This is a genomic window from Rhizomicrobium electricum (assembly GCF_011762045.1).
GTDB lineage: Bacteria > Pseudomonadota > Alphaproteobacteria > Micropepsales > Micropepsaceae > Rhizomicrobium > Rhizomicrobium electricum.
This window is the reverse complement of sequence record NZ_JAASQS010000010.1, coordinates 188,080-202,685: the sequence shown is the minus strand read 5'-3', so window position 1 is coordinate 202,685 and position 14,606 is coordinate 188,080. Positions and strand designations below refer to the sequence as shown.

Here is a 14,606-nt window from a genome sequence, read left to right as displayed (position 1 = left end):
TCGCCGTCGCCAGGCGGTTACTCACCATCCTCAACGCCATCCTCAGGGATCGACGCCCATGGCAACCCGCTTGACACCCAAGACAGTCGCTCCCCGGCGCGGAGAAGCAGGCGTGGGGGACCATAGCCTCGACGGTGGGATGTGGCTAACGATTTTTCGAAAGGCAGGACCGCAACGACTGCGCCAGATTGCGCATCAGCCGGGGATAGAGGTCGGGGCCGGGTTGAAGGTCGGCCCCGAGCGGATCGAGGACCCCGATGCGCGCCTTGGTATCCTGGTCCAGCGTGTCGATCAGCTTGGGCGGGAACTGCGGTTCGCGGAACAGGCAGACGGCCCGGCCCGATGTCACCGTCTGGCGCAGGTCTGCAATGCGGCGGGCGCCCACCGGCCGGTCGGGCGCGACCGTCACGGCGCCGGCCGGCTTCAGGTCGTAGCGCGCTTCGAAATAGTGATAGGCGTCGTGGAAGACGAGATAGGGCCGGTCCTTCACCGGAGACAGCGTTGCGGCAAGTTCGCGATCGAGCCCCTGCAGCATCGCGATCCGGCGGGCGGCGTTGGCGCGATAGAGACCGGCGTGGGCCGGATCGGTGCGGACGAGGGCCTCGGCGATCGCTTTGGTGAAGGCGATGGCGTTTTGGGGATCGAGCCAGACATGCGGGTCGGTCCCGCCATGGTCGTGGCCATGGTCATGATCGTCGCCCCACAATCCGCCTTCGCGGGCCGTGACGCGTTTGACCCCAGGCGCCTGCTCGAGCACGACCACCCGCCCGCCGGCCGCCGCAAGGGCGCCGGAGAGATAAGTTTCCATGTCGGGGCCGACTTCGAAGATCAGCGTCGCTTCGCGCACCTTGCGGGCGTCGGAAGGTTTGAGCGCGTAGGAGTGCTCCGACAGCGCGCCGCCGATCAAGAGGTCCGGCTGCCCGGCGCCTTCCATCACGCCCGCGACCAGAGAATGAACGGGCTTCAAAGTCGCCAGCACTTTGGGCTCGGCGGCTGCTGCCGCGGCGGTGACGGCAACGAGACTCACGCGGAGGAGGAATTTAACGATCTGCATGGCCGGCATCGTAGCATGGCTGTCAACCGCGCCGCGGCTGCGTCAAAAAGTGTAAGCCGCAGCGAGTGTGTCGTTGATGTCCCGATCGCGTCGCGCGCAGTCGCGCATGACGCGAGTCAGAAAATTGCGATGCAGTGGAGCGCTTTGCGACGGTGCGTTTGGTCTGTTGCGCTCTGCCGGCGTACGTCCCGGATTCTCGACAGAGATTCCGTTTGCAGTAGGAAATGGTCTCGTACCGCAACGGCTGCGCGTGAACTGTTGGTGATGGCGGACAAGTGCAGTTGCTGATTGAAATGGTTTTAGTTTGAGGATCGCGCGCATCACTGCGGCGGCGAAAACACACCGTTCAGTTTAACCATACGAACGCCAAAATGTGCCTTACTTCCGCCATCTCGCTTCCCAATCCGGCCAAAATTCGTTACCGTCAAACGTAAATAAAATCCTAACGTCGTTGGCTTGGTGGGGTAGATGGACAACGGGGTGGTGGGCGGCTCCGGCCGCGGTTTCAGGACGTTTATCAGTGCAACCTTCATGCTCTCGCTGGTGGGCTGCGGTGGATTAGGGCTTCTGCCGCACGAGTCGAAGGTTTCGCAGAACGCATTCAGCACTTACGAGCAGGTGCAGGCGGCGTACACCGACGTGGTTCCCGGTCAGACGCGCCTGACCGATCTGCCGCGTCTCGGTTTCGATACGGCGACCACGCCGAACGTCGAAGTACTCAGCTATCTCGGCGTGATCGAGCGCTTCATGCCGCGTTCGACCATGAGCTTCGATCATCTCGCGGCGCCGGTGCAGTCCTGCATCGAGTCGCAGGATCGCTGCTCGGCCTTCGTGTTCCATCCGCAGCACGTCGAGTCGCGGCGCATGGGCAACTTCTTCCTCGATCTGTTCGGTTTCGAGCGGCGCACGGTCGATACCGGCTGGACCGCCGAAGTCGTGCTGCTGATGCAGGACGGGCACGTCGCCTACAAGCTGATGAGCGGGCGCCCGCGCATCGAGGACACCCACGATCAAGTCACGCCGTTGGGGCCGTTGCAGGACATCGGCGACACGGTGACGAAGACCGCCTCGCGGTTCTTCTAGGGAGCATTTCCAGGAAAAGTGGGTACCGGTTTTCCGTCCGGAAATGCGACCAAAAAAAAGAGTTTTGGGGCTGAGGGGAACGATCCCTCATCAAGGGAAGCATAACAACAAAAGCAAAACCCCCGGATGCAAATCCGGGGGTTTTCTAATTCCTGCACGGCGGCAGCCTTATCGTGGCGCCAGCACCATCATCATCTGACGGCCTTCGAGCTTCGGATACTGCTCCATCTTGGCATAGGTCTCGGTATCGCGCTGAATGCGGGTCAACAGTTCCATGCCGATATGCTGATGGGCCATTTCGCGGCCGCGGAAGCGCAGCGTGACCTTGACCTTGTCGCCGTCGTCGAAGAAGCGGCGCATCGCCTTCATCTTCACGTCGTAGTCGTGATCGTCGATGGTCGGGCGCATCTTGATCTCTTTGATCTCGATGACCTTCTGCTTCTTGCGGGCTTCGGCGGCTTTCTTCTGCTGCTCGTATTTGTACTTGCCGTAGTCCATCAGCTTGACGACGGGCGGCTTCGCTTCCGGAGACACCTCGACCAGGTCGAGCCCTTTTTCCTCCGCGATGGCGCGGCCCTCGTCGGTACCGATCTCGCCGTATTTGTGGCCATCATCGCCGATCAACAGGATCGTTCGGGAGAAAATCTCCTCGTTGATGCGGGGACCGTCTTTGGCAGGAGCGCGTTCCTGCGGTGAAAACCTTCTAGGCGGGGCTATGACCTTTTCTCCATCGTTACGCCCAAACGCCGGCTACGTTTCGCGGGGCTTTGGCCTGCTTCGCGAAACGTGTTCCGTCTTATGCGCGCAGGGCAAATCCTCCCAAGCCGGCTCTGAGGCCGCTGATTAGGCACAGAATAGGAAAGCTAAACCGTTTCGCAAGGGTTAATCGGCCACAGCCGGGCACTATTCCGTAACGTCCTTGCGAGTCTCGGCCTCTCCCTTAATGCGTGCAATGAAGGCCTCCAGGGGCATCGGTCCCAGGTCCTTGCCCGAGCGGAGCCGGACAGAAACCTTGCCTTCGGCCGCCTCGCGCTCGCCAACCACAAGCATATAGGGGATTTTCTGGAGCTGGGCGTCCCGGATTTTCTTTTGCATGCGTTCCGAGGAGAAGTCGGCGTCCACCCGCAACCCGGCCGTGCCGTTGACCACCGGAACCTGGAACAGGGCCTGCCGGACCTTCTGGGCGTAGTCGGTGACCTTCTCGGAAATAGGAATGATTCGCGCCTGGATCGGGGCCAGCCAGGTCGGGAAGGCACCGGCATAGTGCTCGATCAGGAAGGCGGTGAACCGCTCGTGGGTACCGAGCGGGGCGCGGTGAATGACGTAAACCGGCTGCTCGCTGCCGTCGTCGGCGACGTAGGTGAGGCCGAAGGTCTGGGTCGCCAGGAAGTCGAGCTGGTTGGTGGAAATGGTGTACTCGGTGCCGATCACCGACTTGATCTCGAAGTCGATCTTGGGACCGTAGAACGCCGCTTCGCCCGAGACTTCCTTGAAGGGATAACCGGACTCGACCATCGCTTCCTTGATGATGTTGAGCGCCGCGATCCACTTTTCCGGCTGGTCGACATACTTGTCGAGCTTCTTCATATCCGGCAGCGACAGCCGCATGTAGTAGTCTTTGATGTCCATCAGGTCGTAGTAGCGGGCATGCAGGTGCATGACCTTGATGAACTCTTCCTTGGCCTGGTCGTGACGGCAGTAGATGTGGGCGTCGTTCATGCAGAAGCCGCGCACCCGCATCAGGCCGGTGAGGCCGCCGGACGCTTCGTAGCGATAATCTTGGCCGTATTCGGCGATGCGCAAGGGCAGCTCGCGATAGGAATGCCGCGTCGCCAGATAGATCATGTGGTGATGCGGGCAGTTCATCGGACGCAGGTAGTAGTTCTCGCCGTCGATATCGAGCGGCGAATACATGCTGTCCTTGTAGTAGGGCAGGTGGCGCGAGCGCAGATACAGCGTCTCTTTGGTGATGTGCGGGGTGGCGACGCGGACATAGCCGTCCTTGCGCTCTTCCTGCAGGGCGAGGAATTCGAGTTCCTGGCGGATCACCATGCCTTTCGGCATCCACAAGGGCAGGCCGGCGCCGACGTCGGGCGAGAAGGTGAACAGCTCCATTTCCTTGCCGATGCGGCGATGGTCGCGCTTCTCGGCCTCTTCGAGGCGATGGAGGTATTCCGACAATTCCTTCTGGTCGCGCCAGGCGGTGCCGTAGATGCGCTGCAGCTGCGCGTTCTTGGCATCGCCGCGCCAATAGGCGCCCGCGATCTTGGTCAGCTTGAAGGCGTCGCCGATCTTGCCGGTAGACGCGAAGTGCGGGCCGCGGCAGAGGTCGTGCCAGTCGCCGTGCCAATAGAGGGAGACGTCTTCGCCTTCCGGAATGGCTTCGATCAGTTCGGCCTTGTAGTGCTCGCCCATCTCTTTGAAGTGGGCGATGGCCTTGTCGCGCGGCCACACCTCGCGCCGGGTCGGAAGGTCCGCCTTCACGATCTCGTGCATCTTGGCCTCGATCTTGGCGAGGTCTTCGAGAGTGAACGGCGTCTCTCTGGCGAAATCGTAATAGAAGCCGTCTTCGATCGACGGGCCGATGGTCACCTGGGTGCCGGGGAACAGTTCCTGCACCGCCATCGCCATCACGTGCGACGCGTCGTGGCGGATCAGATGCAGCGATTCCGGATCTTTCTTGGTGATGATGCGGATGTTCGCGTCATGCTCGATGGGACGGAAAAGATCGTATTCTTCACCGTCGACGAGCAGAATTAACGCCGCCTTAGCCAAACCCGGACCGATCGAAGCGGCGATGTCGCCGCCGGTAACACCCTTCGGAAACGTCAGCGACTTGCCATCGGGCAGGGTGATAACGATATGATCGGCAGAGGCTGGCGCAGACACGGGAAGGCTCCTTGAAAAAAGTGGGCGGGACCATCTGCCAGCAACCGGCTCACGTCAAGTTTTGGCCCGCGACAACCTGACGGAAATGCCGGGTGGATAGGGTTAGCGGGCCGGTGTTAGCTTTGGAGCCGAAAAGGGCAGAGGATCGTGTCGTACTCAGTGAAATCGCGGCGTCTGGTCGCCATGGCGTGCATTTTATGCGCGCCGGCGGCGCTTGCTGACGATTCCGCCGAGCTGGTGAACACGATACCGGCGCCGGTCGGGCCGGTGGAGGTGAACGACCTGCCGCCGGTAACCGCCGACGGCCAGTTGGGGCCCGTTCTGAACCTTATGCTGCCGCCCGGTGCGGTGAAGCTGCAGGCCAAGACCCGCGGCAAAGCCAGATCGCCGCTCGTGCGCACGACGACGGCCTCTGCCGATACCGTGATCCTCGGCCAAGGTTCGGTGGCGCTCGATCTCAAGGTTCCCGGCGGCCGCGATCTCACCAGCGGCGCTACGCTCAATCTCAACCTGCCGGACGGCGCCGTGAAGGTGCAGGGCTCGGCCAGCGTCGGCAAAGAGGACGGCCAGACTGCCTTCTGGCACAAGGACGCGGCGCAAATCGAGGCCAATCTCTCCGGCCCGCTCGGTACGGAGTTGTCGGCGTCGGGCGAGAACCGCTTGTCGTTGACCTATCGCGCCCCGGAAAGCGTCGGCGCCTCGGATCAGGCGGCGCATCTGGTGCGGACCCAGACCCAGGCGGCACAGGCTGCGCTGACGGTTCCGGTCGCGCCGTTCCGGGTGACCGCCGGCGCCAAGAGCTCGAGCGACCAGACGCAGGAAGGCGCCCCCGGCAATTCCGCCAGCTTCACCCAATCGGCCGTTCGCACGTCCGATCACACGGCCTATGTCGATGTCGAATGGCAGCCGCTGCCGGTGTTGCAACTCAAGGGCGGCACGGCGGCGCGCGTGGCCGACATCAGCTGGCAGAACAACGCCCATTCGAGCACGTACCGCTCGGTCAATCCGAACCTGACCGCGACGCTGCAGCCGTTCAGCGATACCACCGTGACGGCCAAGGTCGAGCACGTCGTGGCGCCGTTCGATGCGGCGGCGTTTGCCGCCTATGCCAATGCCGACAGCGCCACCGACGCCAGCGGCTTCCAGCCCGATCATGCCTGGCAGATTCAGACCAAGGTCGAGCAGAAACTCGGTCCCGCCAAACTGTCGGCGACCTACACCGCGGCCCGCCAGGGCACGGTGACCGAATTTGCCGAAATTCGTGGCGTGCAGGCACCCGCGACGACGCCGCTGGTCGGCCGCAAGAGCGTTGCGGTGGCCTTGCAGTTGCCGCTTTCCCCGCTCGGTCTGCCGCACACCGATCTCAGCTCGGAAGCGATGTGGCAGAGCTCGAAGGTGGTCGATCCGGTGACGTTCGAAACCCGCGCCGCATCGGGCGAGCCGGGCGAGAAGGTGTCGCTCAAGCTGGCGCACAAGCTGCCGGCCTCGAACCTCAGCGTCGGCTTTACCGGCGATTTCACTGGCACACGCACCTCCTATCAGGTGAACGAACTGTCGACCACCGAAGCGAGCGCGTCGCTGGGTGCCTTCGTGAGCTACAAGCCGGGCCCTTACGTGCTCGATTTGAACCTCCACGGCCTTTACGGTGGCTCGACGCGCGACGACTTCTTCACCGGTCCGCGCGGTTCGTCGAAGTTCAGCCATTCGGCACTGCAGGACAATTCCGGTCCGGCGGTGAAGCTCGAACTCAAGCGGCCGTTCTGAACTCCCCGTCTTGTGATTGGCACGCTGGCCGCACCCGCGCATACTGCCGCGCGGGAGGAACCAATCATGAAATCCATTGTCGCGTCTCTTTGTGCCGCCGTGTTGCTCGCCGTCGCCGCCTCGGCCGCCGATCCGATCCTGTTATGGCCGAAAGGGGCTCCGGGCTCGGAAGGCAAAACGGCGCCCGAGACGATGCGCATCAACCCGCCCGACGAAGAGGTCGTCAGCAAGGTCAATGCGCCTTCGATCACGCCGTTCCTGCCCGATCCGGCCAAGGCGACCGGCGCCGCGGTCATCATCATTCCGGGCGGCGGCCATAAGGAGATCTGGGTCACGCACGAAGGTTATCGCGTCGCGCAGGCATTGGCCGATCGCGGCGTCGCGGCATTCGTGCTCAAGTACCGTTTGGCCTACGCCGACGGTTCGACCTACAAGGTGATGGATCACAGCCTCGCCGACGTGCAGCGCGCCATCCGCCTCGTCAAATCGCGCTCCGCCGAATGGAAGATCGATCCGGCCCGCGTCGGTGTGATGGGCTTTTCCGCCGGCGGCCATCTGACCGCGCTGGCCGGCACCCATATCGCGCTCGAAAATCCCAAAGCCGCCGATCCGATCGACCGGCTCAGCGCGCGGCCCGCATTCCTCGGACTGATCTACGCCTATCTGCCGGCCGAGGTCGTGTTCAAGGCCGATACGCCGCCGTCGTTCTTCATCTTCGGCGACAAGGACAACGTCACCACCGGACAGGTCAACCGCTATATCGAAGTGCAGAAGCTGGGCGTGCCGAGCGAGATTCACATTCTTTCCGGCGTTGCGCATGGCTTCGGCATCCGTCCGACCAACCCGCCCCAGGTTGCGATCTGGCCGACCCTGCTGGTCAATTGGCTCGACGCGTCGGGCTTCCTGCAGCCCAAGCCCTGAAACAGTAATCCTTGAAACAAAAAAGGCCCCGGATCGCTCCGGGGCCTTTGCTATTTGTAGTGCGAGCAATCAGCGGCGCAGCAGCACTTCGATCGTCACGCGATAGCCTTCGGTCGAGCGGCAGCGCATATAGAGCTTGGTGATGTCGCGGTCGTATCCGGGCAAGTCGTAGACGGTGACGCGGCCGCGTTCCAGCGGACGCCCGTCGGCGAGCTTGACCTTCCTGCCGTTCGCGAAGGTCGCGACAATGCTCATGCACTGGGCGTTGGTCTCGATCGGACGCAGGCCGATCCGTTCGACGCGGCGGCCGGCCCAGCCGGTGAAGTTGCTTTCCTTGTCGTTGCGCCCTTCGAACGACATGGTGCCGAGCGGGAACCAGTCGCCGCCGGGACCGCGGCGGTCGTTCCAATCGCGCCGGTCGCCAGGGCCGCGCATATCGCCAGGGCCGCGCATATCGCCGCCGGGGCCGCCCCGGTCATTCCAGTCGCGCCGGTCGTTCCCATCGCGCCGATCGTTCCCATCCCGTCTGTCGTTCCAGTCGTGCCGGTCGCCGGGGCCGCGCATATCGCCGCCGCCCATGATGGCGCCGAACAAGCCCGCCCAGCGCCGGTCCCAATTGCGGTCGCGCCGCCATTCGTCGCGGTAATTGCCGACTTCGCCTTCGACGTACACGCGTCCGCCGCGGAATTCATCGGAACGGCAGGCGAAACGGATGCTGTCGATCTTGCGGGCGCGGCCGCGGAGATCGACATCGACCGGCCGGCGCTCGTCGAGCCGTCCGGAGAAAACATTCTGGCGTTCGCCGTTGGCGTATTGCACCACGACGGCGCGGCAGAAAATGTCGCTGCGGCTGGCGATCAGGCGCAGGCTTTCGAGCCGGCCGCCGAATTCGCTGTAGGCCGTATCCATATCGGCCCTGAAGCCGACGTCCACACTGCCAAGCCGCACATACTCGGCCGCCGCCGGGCTCGCGACGACAGCAGCGAGCGCCGCCGCCCCGAGCAGCGTGTTCACAGTCTTCATGGGTCTTCCCTCCAGATTGGTCTGATCGACGATTTGTCGTCGCTATAGGTGACATTTTCCAGATGGTTCATGAAGCCCGCAATCGTTCATTCTGCATCTGCGTTGCAAGTGCATGACAAAAGGCCCGGAGTCGCCTCCGGGCCTTGTGCCTGCCCATGACCGATGTTCAGCTTCGGGCGAGGATTTCGATCGTCACGTTGCGGTCGCCGACCGCCCGGCAACTGAGGTCGAGGCTGCGCAGATTGCGCTTGCCGCCGGGCAGATCGATTTCGACCATCCGGCCGCTCTCCATCACGTCGTGGCGGTCGACTTCGAGATCGCGGGTGCGGCCGTTTTCGAAGGTCGCCGAGACGCGCCGGCAGCGCGCATCGTTGTCGAGCGGACGCAGGGCGATGCGGTCGACATGGCGACCGCGCCATCCCGCGAAGCGCGCCTCGTCGTCATGGCGGCCTTCGAAGTTCTCGCGGCCGAGACTGATCCAGCCGTTCTGGTCGTGCATCCCCATGTTCTGTTCGAACTTGCGCGCCATCCGGCTGGCCCACGCTTTGCTCCGTTCCCACGCCCGATGGAAGCGCCCGACATCGGCGGCCACGACCAGGATGCCGCCGCGCGGATCGGAGGCGGCGCAGTTCATGGTAAGCTGGTCGATGCGCCGTTCGCTGCCATGGACATCGGCATCCACCGGCCGGTCACGTTCGAGTTTGCCCGAGAACACTTCTTGGCGCTCGCCGTTGCGGTATTGGACCGCGATCGAGCGGCACCACATATCCGATCCGCGCGCGGTGAAACTCAGCCGTTCGACCGGTCCGGCGAAATCGGAATAGGTGGTATCCCGGTCGCGGTGATGGGCGACACGGACGTCGCTCAGCTTGACCCATTGGGCATGTGCTCCGACGGCCAGCGCCGCCAGCGCGGTTACGCCCAGGAATGCCGCTCTCAACATCCGACGACTCCGTTTGTCTGCCGCGGCTTGGCCGCAGCGTGTTGCGAGAGGAAAAACGGATGCTGACGGCGTTGGCTCCGGTCCGAGCCCGTGAATTTCCTGAGGCAGGTTTGCCGTGTTTCTGCCGCGAATGGCCGGAGGGCTACGTAATTACCCTTATGCTTCGTGGACGGACCAATATCATTACCGCCACGTACGGCGCAGAAAACAGGCAAATTCGCTTTTTGGATGCGGAAATTGCCCCGTCTTTCAGCTTTGTGAAACGGGTGTGGGCGTAGCTTCGGGTGGAACTGTTCAAGAATGGCGCAATTATGGTCGGTGTAAAGTCGATCTCGGGTAAAGCATTAATACTGGTTTTGGTATTGATTGTTGCGAGCGTCGCCGCGACGACGATTTTTCTGCTCAACCATTTCAGCGGCATTCTCGGGACCGGCCGGCTCAAGCAGAACATCTCCGCCGCGGAAATGATCATCAATCCCGGACGGGCGCCTTACAGTATCGTAGACGGCAAGCTGATGATCGGCTCGCGCGTTCTCAACGGCGATACTTCCGGCGTCGACGACGTCGCGGCTGCGTTCGGCGGTGTGGCGACAATCTTCCAGGGCGACATCCGGATCTCCACCAATGTGAAGAAGGCCGATGGCACGCGCGCGCTCGGTACCAAGCTGGCCGCCGGTCCGGTCTATGATGCCGTGCTCGGTGCAGGGCAGGACTATCTCGGCTCCACCAAGATTCTGGGCGAGGACTACGTCGCCGCCTACAAGCCGATCAAGGACTCGGCCGGCCGTACCATCGGCGTTTTGTTCGTCGGCTTCGAAAAGAGCGCCTTCAATGCCCAGTTCGCCGAGGCCGCCTCGGTCGCGGTGATTGCCGGCCTTATTTTGGCGGCGATTTGCGGCGGCATCGGCTGGTTCGTGTTCCGCAAGCTCTTTGCGCCATTCCATCCTCTGGCGAAGCTGATGGAAGACGCACGCGCCGGCCGCTACACCGAGAACGTGCCCTATACCGAGCGCACCGACGAATTCGGCGAACTGGCGCGAGTGATCGAGCTGTTCAACAAATCGGTCGGCGAACGCCGGGCGCAGCGTGCCGCGGCCATCGAACAGGTGGTATCGACGTTCGGCGAAGCGCTGGCGGCGCTGTCGAAACGCGATCTGCGCTACCGCCTGACCAAGGACGTGCCGCCGGAATACGATGTGCTCCGGGCGAACTTCAACGCCGCGGCCGAGGAACTCGAAAAGGCGATGATCGCCGTCCAGCAGCATGCCGGTGAAATCGCCGTGGCGTCGTCGGAAATCCACGGCGCCTCCCAGCAGATGGCGCAGCGTACCGAACGCGAGGCGGCGGCGCTGGAACAGACCTCGGCGGCGGTCAACGAACTGAGCGAAGCGGTCAACCGCTCGGTCGGCGGTGCGAACGAGGCCAACAGTGCCGCAGCGACCGCCAAGACCGATGCCAATGTCGGCAGCGAAATTTCGCACAATGCGGTGGAGGCGATCCGCGCCATCGCCCAGTCGTCCGGCGAGATCACACAGATCGTCGGCGTCATCAACGAAATCGCCTTCCAGACCAATCTGCTTGCCCTCAATGCCGGCGTCGAAGCGGCGCGGGCGGGCGATGCGGGCCGCGGCTTTGCCGTGGTGGCGTCGGAAGTGCGGGCGCTGGCGCAGCGCTCGGCGGAAGCGGCCAAGCAGATCCGCGCCCTTATCGCCCGCAGCGAGAGCCAGGTCGACAACGGCGTGCAGCTGGTCGAAGAGAGCGGCGCAGCGTTCGGCAAGATCGTCGCCCAGATCGGCACCGTCTACGATCTGGTGGCCAACATTTCCGCTTCCCAGACCCAGCAGGCGACCGCGCTCAAGGAGATCGATGCCGCCATCCAGCAGCTCGATCAGACGACGCAGCAGAACGCGGCCATGGCCGAGCAGAGCTGCGCCGCGGCCGACGGCATGAAGGGGCGCGCACACGAACTCGGAGAATGTGTCGGCCGCTTCCAGATCTCGATGGTCGGCGAGCTTCCCCAAAGGCGGACGCGGGCGGCGTAAGCCTTCACGCTTCTGAGAGTGCCGATTTTTCGGTGGCGAATTGCAGCGCGCGGCGATAAACCGGCCGCGGGTTTTCTGCCGGAGTCGGTCCATGGCCGCCAAGTATTCGCGTATTGCCATCGTCACGGGTGCCACGTCGGGGATCGGCGAAGCGACCGTCCGCCGGTTTGCGGCGCAAGGCTATGCGGTCGTCGGCAACGGCCGCACGGCGGAGAAACTGGCGAGCCTCGAGAAGGATTTGTGGCCGCTGTTCCGCGGCGTGGCGGGCGACGCCTCCAAGCCGGAAGTGATCGAGGAACTGTTCACCTGCGCCGAAGCCGCCTTCGGACCGGCCGACATCGTGGTCGTCAATGCGGGCCGTGGGCTCGGCGGTTCGGTGGCGACCGGCGACACCACACGGCTGGGCGAGATTTTCGAACTGAACGTGATGGGCGCGCTCGGCCTGATGCGCGCGGCGGCGAACCGGATGGTGCCGCGGCAGGAAAAAAGCTTCCCCAACAGCGCCCAGGACATCGTGGTGCTCGGGTCGGTCGTGGGCCGCAACATCTCGCCGTTCAGCGCGCTTTATGGCGCCACCAAGCACGCGGTGCATTCTCTGACCGAAGCGCTCCGCCGCGAGATCGGGCCCAAGGGCGTGCGGGTGACGCTGGTGGAGCCGGGCTTCGTGCTGTCGGGCTTCCAGGACGGCGCCGGTTACTCCAAGGAAATGGTCGACGGCTTCAAGACGCGGCTTGGGCCGCTGCTCGACGGCGAGGCGATTGCCGACGCGATCCATTATGTCGTCAGCCGCCCGCCGCATGTGCATATCGGCGATATCGTAATCCGTCCGACGCGGCAGGATTATCCGTGAGACAGCTCCGCGCGGTTTGACTAACATCGCCGCGCTGTGGCTGAACTGCTGACGACCTATCCCGAGAGTTTTGCGCTCGCATTGGCATTCGCCGTTGCGGTGGATGTGCTGCGCCGCCTGTTCGCGGCGGCGCGTGCGCATCTGATGCGGTTTCTCTCGACGCGCGCCGAGGCACGTCCGCCGGGGCCGCTTGCTATCGATCTCGCCGGATACGTGCTGTTGCCGGTTCTCGCCGTGATCGCCTTCGTTCCGGCGCTCGTGCTCATTGTCGATGTCGGTTGGCTGATGGGCTTCGGCACCGTTGGTCTGGCGCAGTTGCCGCATGCCAAAGCGCTGCTGTGCCTCACCGCCGGATCGTTTGTGGGATCGCAGGTGTGGCACATGATGGGGCTGGCCGGCTTTTTCCACCGCGTCCGTTATGTGCTGCTGCTGGTGTCGGTGCCGTTACTGGCACAGATCCTGGCGTGGCTCGCGCTCGGACTGCTTCCGGGGATGAGGCCAGCGCTGGCCATCGTGGGCCATCTTCTCTGCCTGGGCGTGCTGCCCTATCTGATGCCGCTGGTGCACGGACGTGTGCTGGCGCCGCTGTTTGCCGCAGCCGGTGTGGTGCCGCGCACCAACTGGCGGCCCGCGGTGCGGCGGATGGGCAATGTCGCTCTGGTTGCGGCCGTGGCCGGGATATTCCTGTGGTACGATCATGCCGTACACGTCAGGCCGCTTGGCATGATGGCCCGAACGGGTTATCACGCCGCGCCGGAAAACCTGGGACCACCGTCATGACCGATCTGCCCGACCGCCTCAGCGCCAATCCCAAGAGCCCGTTCTACAACGAGGCGCTGCTCGAATCCGGCGTCGGCATCAAGTTCAACGGCTCCGAGAAGACCAATGTCGAGGAGTATTGCGTCAGCGAAGGCTGGATCCGCGTCGTGGCCGGCAAGAGCGTCGACCGTCACGGCAATCCGATGACGATCAAGCTGAAAGGCACGGTCGAGCCGTACCTGAAAGAGCCGCCGTCCGCCTGACGGAGCAGTCACGACGGCGTGAAAACGGCCCGCCCTGCGCGGGCCTTTTGTTTTGGGCGCGTACTATTATGAAAATAAACAAGCGGTAGTGGAATAATAAAATATTGAAGGCCGGCCGATCGCCGCCATTTCACGAAGGTACTTCTTTTCTGGAGACCTTCATGAATCGTTCTTTCCGTTTTGCTCTGGCCGCGGCAGCCGCGATTGTGACGGCCTCCGTCGCAGCATCGGCGCAGGAATATGTCACCCGGCACGTCGACGTCGCTTATGGCGATCTCAATCTGGCGACGGCGGCCGGGCAGGCCGCACTCCAGAAGCGTATCGATTCGGCGGCGGCCATGGCCTGCGGCGGCAGCGCCGCATTCGTCGGCTCGTATCGCGATGCGCCGCAATTCCACGACAAGGAGTTCGCGCACTGTCTCAGCGATGCCCGCCATCAAGCGGTCACAAGTCTTACCGATCGCGGCGTACGCTTGGCGGCGCTGCACTGACCTCGTTCGCAACCGTAACCTCAAGGCCCGGACACGCCGTTCGGGCCTTCTTTTTTTGACCGGTCGGCAACAAATCGGCGGTTCGCGAACGTCATCGGCAAACCATCGGCTCCAGTCCCTGGCCGCAACGGCGCTGCGATCGCATCTGAAGGGTGTCCGGCCCACCCCAGGCCGCAACCAAGGAGCCCTCCATGTCCCGAACCCTTTTTGCTTCCGTCGCCTTCGTCGCCCTGATCGCCCCGGCCTTCGCCGCGTCGGTGACGCTCCAGGGCATGACGCCGACCCTGGGCGGCGATCGCACCGTCAAGCGCACGGTGGTGAAGTACGACGATCTCGATCCGGCCAAGGACGCCGCTGCGCTCTACGAGCGCATCAACCACGCCGCCGCGGCGCTGTGCTCCTCCAATGCCGGCGGCACCGGTCCGCTCTTGGCCGACAAGGTCGAGAAGTGCCGGGTTCAGACGGTGAAACAGGCGGTCCACGACGTCGGCTCGGCGCCGCTTCTGGCTATTGCCGAAAAATAG

At 63.5% G+C, this 14,606-nt stretch carries 15 protein-coding genes; 10 read left to right on the top strand and 5 right to left on the bottom strand.

The genetic code is table 11. The features are described 5' to 3' along the window. Positions 1 to 145: 145 nt before the first annotated feature. Entirely contained in the window at positions 146 to 1,054 is a 909-nt protein-coding gene (locus tag FHS84_RS19500; RefSeq protein ID WP_166937206.1) for a zinc ABC transporter substrate-binding protein, read from the bottom strand. A gap of 468 nt (positions 1,055 to 1,522) precedes the next feature. Here FHS84_RS19500 and FHS84_RS19495 point away from each other — a divergent pair, with 468 nt between their 5' ends. Then, on the top strand, positions 1,523 to 2,137 hold the full coding sequence (locus tag FHS84_RS19495) for a hypothetical protein (RefSeq protein WP_166937205.1): 615 nt from the start codon (positions 1,523 to 1,525) through the stop codon (positions 2,135 to 2,137). A 168-nt stretch (positions 2,138 to 2,305) separates the two neighbouring features. Here FHS84_RS19495 and infC read toward each other — a convergent pair whose 3' ends face one another. Further along, complete coding sequence (gene infC, locus FHS84_RS19490; RefSeq protein WP_166937219.1) at positions 2,306 to 2,854, bottom strand: translation initiation factor IF-3; 549 nt, start codon at positions 2,852 to 2,854, stop codon at positions 2,306 to 2,308. Between the two features lie 186 nt (positions 2,855 to 3,040). After that, complete coding sequence (thrS, locus tag FHS84_RS19485) at positions 3,041 to 5,026, bottom strand: threonine--tRNA ligase (RefSeq protein ID WP_208393979.1); 1,986 nt, start codon at positions 5,024 to 5,026, stop codon at positions 3,041 to 3,043. 147 nt (positions 5,027 to 5,173) lie between these two features. Between thrS and FHS84_RS19480 the strand changes: the two genes are divergently transcribed. Both FHS84_RS19480 and FHS84_RS19475 read left to right on the top strand, forming a co-directional pair. Beyond that, positions 5,174 to 6,790: a TonB-dependent receptor gene (locus tag FHS84_RS19480; RefSeq protein ID WP_166937204.1), complete on the top strand. Its 1,617-nt coding sequence runs from the start codon at positions 5,174 to 5,176 to the stop codon at positions 6,788 to 6,790. 66 nt (positions 6,791 to 6,856) lie between these two features. Beyond that, positions 6,857 to 7,711 carry an alpha/beta hydrolase gene (locus tag FHS84_RS19475; protein ID WP_166937203.1) on the top strand — a complete coding sequence of 285 codons (855 nt, stop codon included), beginning with the start codon at positions 6,857 to 6,859 and terminating at the stop codon, positions 7,709 to 7,711. Positions 7,712 to 7,780: 69 nt separating this feature from the next. Here the strand turns inward: FHS84_RS19475 and FHS84_RS19470 are convergent, their stop codons facing one another. Next, positions 7,781 to 8,734 carry a hypothetical protein gene (locus FHS84_RS19470; protein ID WP_166937202.1) on the bottom strand — a complete coding sequence of 318 codons (954 nt, stop codon included), beginning with the start codon at positions 8,732 to 8,734 and terminating at the stop codon, positions 7,781 to 7,783. A 166-nt stretch (positions 8,735 to 8,900) separates the two neighbouring features. Further along, positions 8,901 to 9,677 (bottom strand): hypothetical protein, encoded by a 777-nt coding sequence (locus FHS84_RS19465; protein ID WP_166937201.1) that lies wholly within the window; start codon positions 9,675 to 9,677, stop codon positions 8,901 to 8,903. Positions 9,678 to 9,736: 59 nt separating this feature from the next. On the opposite strand from FHS84_RS19465, the gene FHS84_RS19460 reads away from it, so the two are divergent. From FHS84_RS19460 to FHS84_RS19430, 7 genes are all read left to right on the top strand, one after another. Continuing rightward, positions 9,737 to 9,955: a hypothetical protein gene (locus FHS84_RS19460; protein WP_166937200.1), complete on the top strand. Its 219-nt coding sequence runs from the start codon at positions 9,737 to 9,739 to the stop codon at positions 9,953 to 9,955. Positions 9,956 to 9,988: 33 nt separating this feature from the next. Beyond that, a complete protein-coding gene (locus tag FHS84_RS19455) occupies positions 9,989 to 11,719 on the top strand; it encodes a methyl-accepting chemotaxis protein (RefSeq protein WP_166937199.1) in 1,731 nt (576 codons plus the stop codon). A gap of 91 nt (positions 11,720 to 11,810) precedes the next feature. After that, positions 11,811 to 12,569: an SDR family oxidoreductase gene (locus FHS84_RS19450; protein ID WP_166937198.1), complete on the top strand. Its 759-nt coding sequence runs from the start codon at positions 11,811 to 11,813 to the stop codon at positions 12,567 to 12,569. Between the two features lie 36 nt (positions 12,570 to 12,605). After that, positions 12,606 to 13,349 (top strand): hypothetical protein, encoded by a 744-nt coding sequence (locus FHS84_RS19445; RefSeq protein WP_166937197.1) that lies wholly within the window; start codon positions 12,606 to 12,608, stop codon positions 13,347 to 13,349. Further along, positions 13,346 to 13,591, top strand: a complete 246-nt coding sequence (locus FHS84_RS19440) for a DUF3297 family protein (RefSeq protein WP_166937196.1) — start codon at positions 13,346 to 13,348, stop codon at positions 13,589 to 13,591. The genes FHS84_RS19445 and FHS84_RS19440 overlap by 4 nt, the downstream gene beginning before the upstream one ends. A 161-nt stretch (positions 13,592 to 13,752) precedes the next feature. Continuing rightward, entirely contained in the window at positions 13,753 to 14,082 is a 330-nt protein-coding gene (locus FHS84_RS19435; protein ID WP_166937195.1) for a UrcA family protein, read from the top strand. Between the two features lie 191 nt (positions 14,083 to 14,273). Then, positions 14,274 to 14,606 carry a UrcA family protein gene (locus FHS84_RS19430; protein WP_166937194.1) on the top strand — a complete coding sequence of 111 codons (333 nt, stop codon included), beginning with the start codon at positions 14,274 to 14,276 and terminating at the stop codon, positions 14,604 to 14,606.

What these genes read in the sequence shown, in the direction of transcription:
- FHS84_RS19500 (WP_166937206.1), bottom strand. Translation starts at nt 1,054, where the DNA reads ATGCAGATCGTTAAATTCCTCCTCCGCGTGAGTCTCGTTGCCGTCACC.
- FHS84_RS19495 (WP_166937205.1), top strand. Translation starts at nt 1,523, where the DNA reads ATGGACAACGGGGTGGTGGGCGGCTCCGGCCGCGGTTTCAGGACGTTT.
- FHS84_RS19475 (WP_166937203.1), top strand. Translation starts at nt 6,857, where the DNA reads ATGAAATCCATTGTCGCGTCTCTTTGTGCCGCCGTGTTGCTCGCCGTC.
- FHS84_RS19470 (WP_166937202.1), bottom strand. Translation starts at nt 8,734, where the DNA reads ATGAAGACTGTGAACACGCTGCTCGGGGCGGCGGCGCTCGCTGCTGTC.
- FHS84_RS19465 (WP_166937201.1), bottom strand. Translation starts at nt 9,677, where the DNA reads ATGTTGAGAGCGGCATTCCTGGGCGTAACCGCGCTGGCGGCGCTGGCC.
- FHS84_RS19460 (WP_166937200.1), top strand. Translation starts at nt 9,737, where the DNA reads ATGCTGACGGCGTTGGCTCCGGTCCGAGCCCGTGAATTTCCTGAGGCA.
- FHS84_RS19455 (WP_166937199.1), top strand. Translation starts at nt 9,989, where the DNA reads ATGGTCGGTGTAAAGTCGATCTCGGGTAAAGCATTAATACTGGTTTTG.
- FHS84_RS19450 (WP_166937198.1), top strand. Translation starts at nt 11,811, where the DNA reads ATGGCCGCCAAGTATTCGCGTATTGCCATCGTCACGGGTGCCACGTCG.
- FHS84_RS19440 (WP_166937196.1), top strand. Translation starts at nt 13,346, where the DNA reads ATGACCGATCTGCCCGACCGCCTCAGCGCCAATCCCAAGAGCCCGTTC.
- FHS84_RS19435 (WP_166937195.1), top strand. Translation starts at nt 13,753, where the DNA reads ATGAATCGTTCTTTCCGTTTTGCTCTGGCCGCGGCAGCCGCGATTGTG.
- FHS84_RS19430 (WP_166937194.1), top strand. Translation starts at nt 14,274, where the DNA reads ATGTCCCGAACCCTTTTTGCTTCCGTCGCCTTCGTCGCCCTGATCGCC.